4 protein-coding genes are annotated in these 3,399 nt (G+C 65.6%); all 4 read left to right on the top strand.

Annotated features, from left to right (window positions below; all coding sequences use genetic code 11):
* Positions 1 to 179 precede the first annotated feature (179 nt).
* Entirely contained in the window at positions 180 to 479 is a 300-nt protein-coding gene (locus tag ACH107_RS31265; RefSeq protein ID WP_310691527.1) for an FtsB family cell division protein, read from the top strand.
* A gap of 162 nt (positions 480 to 641) precedes the next feature.
* Positions 642 to 1,652 carry a pyruvate dehydrogenase (acetyl-transferring) E1 component subunit alpha gene (gene pdhA / locus ACH107_RS31260; RefSeq protein ID WP_412509555.1) on the top strand — a complete coding sequence of 337 codons (1,011 nt, stop codon included), beginning with the start codon at positions 642 to 644 and terminating at the stop codon, positions 1,650 to 1,652.
* Between the two features lie 15 nt (positions 1,653 to 1,667).
* Positions 1,668 to 3,059 carry a pyruvate dehydrogenase complex E1 component subunit beta gene (locus tag ACH107_RS31255; protein ID WP_412509554.1) on the top strand — a complete coding sequence of 464 codons (1,392 nt, stop codon included), beginning with the start codon at positions 1,668 to 1,670 and terminating at the stop codon, positions 3,057 to 3,059.
* A 12-nt stretch (positions 3,060 to 3,071) separates the two neighbouring features.
* A partial coding sequence (locus ACH107_RS31250) for a biotin/lipoyl-containing protein (RefSeq protein ID WP_412509553.1) occupies positions 3,072 to 3,399 on the top strand: 328 nt, incomplete at its 3' end.

Genomic DNA, 3,399 nt, shown 5'->3' with positions numbered 1-3,399 from the left:
GTGGCCCGCCGCGACCGGCGGGCGGACGCGGTTTGCGAAACCGCGCGCAGGGCGCGTCGACGCGCCATGGCCCAGCCCGCCCGTGGCCCAAGCCGCAAAAAGGGGATTCCCAAAGCGAATCGACTGTGCGAGTCTATTGGCATGGCGGGGCGCAAAGACCCTGCGAGCACGAGGCAGGCATGACCACAGGCAGACGCGCGCCCCTGGGCGCCATCCTTTATTTCACCGGGCTGTTGCTGCTGGGGCTCTATTTCACCTTTGCCGCCGTGCAGGGCGATTACGGCATCTTCAAACGCGCCGAGATCGAGGCCGAGCGCGCCGAACTGACCGACCGCCTGGCGGGGCTGGAAGCCGAAGTCGCCCGGATGGAGAACCTCACCCGGCGGTTGTCGGACAGCTACCTCGACCTCGACCTGCTGGACGAACAGGCCCGCGAGGTGCTGGGGCTGGTTCGGGCCGACGAGATCGTGATCCGTTAGGGGCTAGCGCGGGCGCGACACCGCAGGCCGGGCCATGCGCGCTGCGCAAGGCGGGGTTTCGCACCCTGCCCCGGTGTCCGCATATTCGCGGTGGATTTTTCGCCAACCCTCTTGTAGGGGTCGTTTAATACTAAACGACCCGCTCTGCGAAGGGGAGGACCCATGCCCGCAAAGAAGACCGCCGCGAAACCGAATGTATCGGCCGAGGACCTCAAGGCCCATTACAAGGACATGCTGCTGATCCGCCGATTCGAGGAAAAGGCCGGCCAGCTTTACGGCATGGGGCTGATCGGCGGGTTCTGCCACCTCTACATCGGCCAGGAAGCCGTTGTCGTGGGCCTCGAGGCCGCCGCGGAAGAAGGCGACAAGCGTATCACAACCTACCGCGACCATGGCCACATGCTCGCCTGCGGGATGGACCCCAAAGGCGTCATGGCCGAGTTGACCGGCCGCGCGGATGGCTACTCGGGGGGCAAGGGCGGCTCGATGCACATGTTCTCCAAGGAAAAGGATTTCTACGGCGGCCACGGCATCGTCGGCGCCAACGTGCCGCTGGGCGCGGGGCTGGCCTTTGCCGACAGGTACAACGAGACCGACCGCGTGACCTTCACCTATTTCGGCGACGGTGCGGCCAACCAGGGCCAGGTCTACGAGACCTTCAACATGGCCGCCCTGTGGGACCTGCCGGTGGTCTTCGTGATCGAGAACAACCAGTATGCCATGGGCACGGCGCAGCAGCGCTCGACCTCCAGCCCTGACCTTTACAAGCGCGGCGAGGCCTTCGGCATCCCAGGCGAAATCGTCGATGGCATGGACGTTCTGGCGGTCAAGGTCGCGGGCGAGAAGGCCGTGGCGCACTGCCGGTCGGGCAAGGGGCCTTATATCCTCGAGGTCAAGACCTACCGCTACCGCGGCCATTCCATGTCGGACCCGGCGAAGTATCGCACCCGCGAGGAAGTCCAGAAGATGCGCGAGGAACGCGACCCCATCGAACACATCCGCACCATGCTGCTTGAGGGCGAGCACGCCAGCGAGGAAGATCTCAAGGCCATCGACAAGGAGACCAAGGAGATCATCAACGAAAGCGCCGAATTCGCCAAGGAAAGCCCCGAGCCCGATCTCGACGCGCTCTGGACGGATATCTACGCCGCGGAAGTGCCGCAGGAAGCCTGAGGGAGGATCACAGACATGGCTACCGAAATTCTCATGCCCGCCCTCTCGCCCACCATGGAGGAAGGCACGCTCGCCAAGTGGCTGGTCAAGGAAGGCGACACCGTCAACGCCGGCGACATCCTGGCCGAGATCGAAACCGACAAGGCCACGATGGAGTTCGAGGCCGTTGACGAAGGCGTCATCGGCAAGATCCTGATCGGTGAGGGCACCGAGGGCGTCAAGGTCAACACGCCCATCGCCCTGATCGGCGACGAGGGCGAGGACATGTCCGACGCCGAGGCTACGGCCCCGTCGGCCGCCGCCGACGCGGGCAAGGCGCCGGCCCCCGACGGCGGCTCCGAGGCGCCCGCCGCCCCCGCCGAAGCCAAATCCGCCCCTGCGACGCCCAAGGCCGACCGCAGCCCGGACTGGCCCGAAGGCACGGAAATGACCACCATGACCGTACGCGAGGCGCTCAACACCGCCATGGCCGAAGAGATGGAGCGCGACGCCAGCGTCTTCCTCATGGGCGAGGAGGTTGCCGAATACGAAGGCGCCTACAAGATCACCCAGGGCCTGCTCGACCGTTTTGGCGCCAAGCGGATCGTCGACACCCCGATCACCGAGCACGGTTTCGCCGGGATCGCCGTGGGCGCGGCCTTCGGCGGGCTCAAGCCTATCGTTGAATTCATGACCTTCAACTTCGCCATGCAGGCGATCGACCAGATCGTGAACTCCGCGGCCAAGACGCTCTACATGTCTGGCGGCCAGATGGGCGCCCCCATGGTGTTCCGCGGGCCCAACGGCGCCGCCGCCCGCGTCGGCGCCCAGCACAGCCAGGACTATTCCGCCTGGTATGCGCATATCCCGGGGCTGAAGGTGGCGATCCCCTATTCGGCAGCCGACGCCAAGGGCCTGCTGAAATCCGCCATCCGCGACCCCAACCCGGTGATCTTCCTGGAAAACGAGATCCTCTACGGCCGCTCTTTCGAGGTGCCGGTGCTAGACGATTTCACCCTGCCCTTCGGCAAGGCCCGCATCGAACGCACCGGATCGGACGTCACCATCGTCTCCTTCGGGATCGGCATGACCTACGCCATGGAGGCCGCCGAGCGCCTCGCCGAAGAGGGCGTGCAGGCCGAGGTCGTCAACCTGCGCACCCTGCGCCCGCTGGATTACGACACGGTGCTCGAGAGTGTGCGCAAGACCAACCGCATGGTCACCGTCGAAGAGGGCTGGCCCGTGGGCGCCATCGGCAACCACCTGTCGGCGCATGTCATGACCCATGCTTTCGATCATCTTGATGCGCCGGTCCTGAACCTCTGCGGCAAGGATGTGCCCATGCCCTATGCGGCCAATCTTGAACGCCACGCCCTGGTGACCACGGACGAGGTCATCGAGGCCGTGAACCAAGTCACCTACCGGTAAGGAGCGACAGACATGGCAACCGAAATACTCATGCCCGCCCTGTCCCCCACCATGGAGGAAGGCACGCTTGCCAAATGGCTGGTGAAAGAGGGCGACACGGTGAATGCCGGCGACCTGCTGGCCGAGATCGAGACCGACAAGGCCACGATGGAATTCGAGGCCGTTGACGAAGGCGTCATCGGCAAGATTCTGATCGGTGAGGGCACCGAGGGCGTCAAGGTCAACACGCCCATCGCCCTCCTGATCGGCGACGAGGGCGAGGACATGTCCGACGCCGAGGCCGCGGCCCCGTCGCCCCCCGCCGACGCGGGCAAGGAGGCGGCCGCCGACGGCGGCTCCG

The organism is Roseovarius halophilus (ex Wu et al. 2025) (assembly GCF_047086965.1).
The sequence above is the reverse complement of the archived record's forward strand: the minus strand, read 5'-3'. Positions and strand labels throughout refer to the sequence as shown.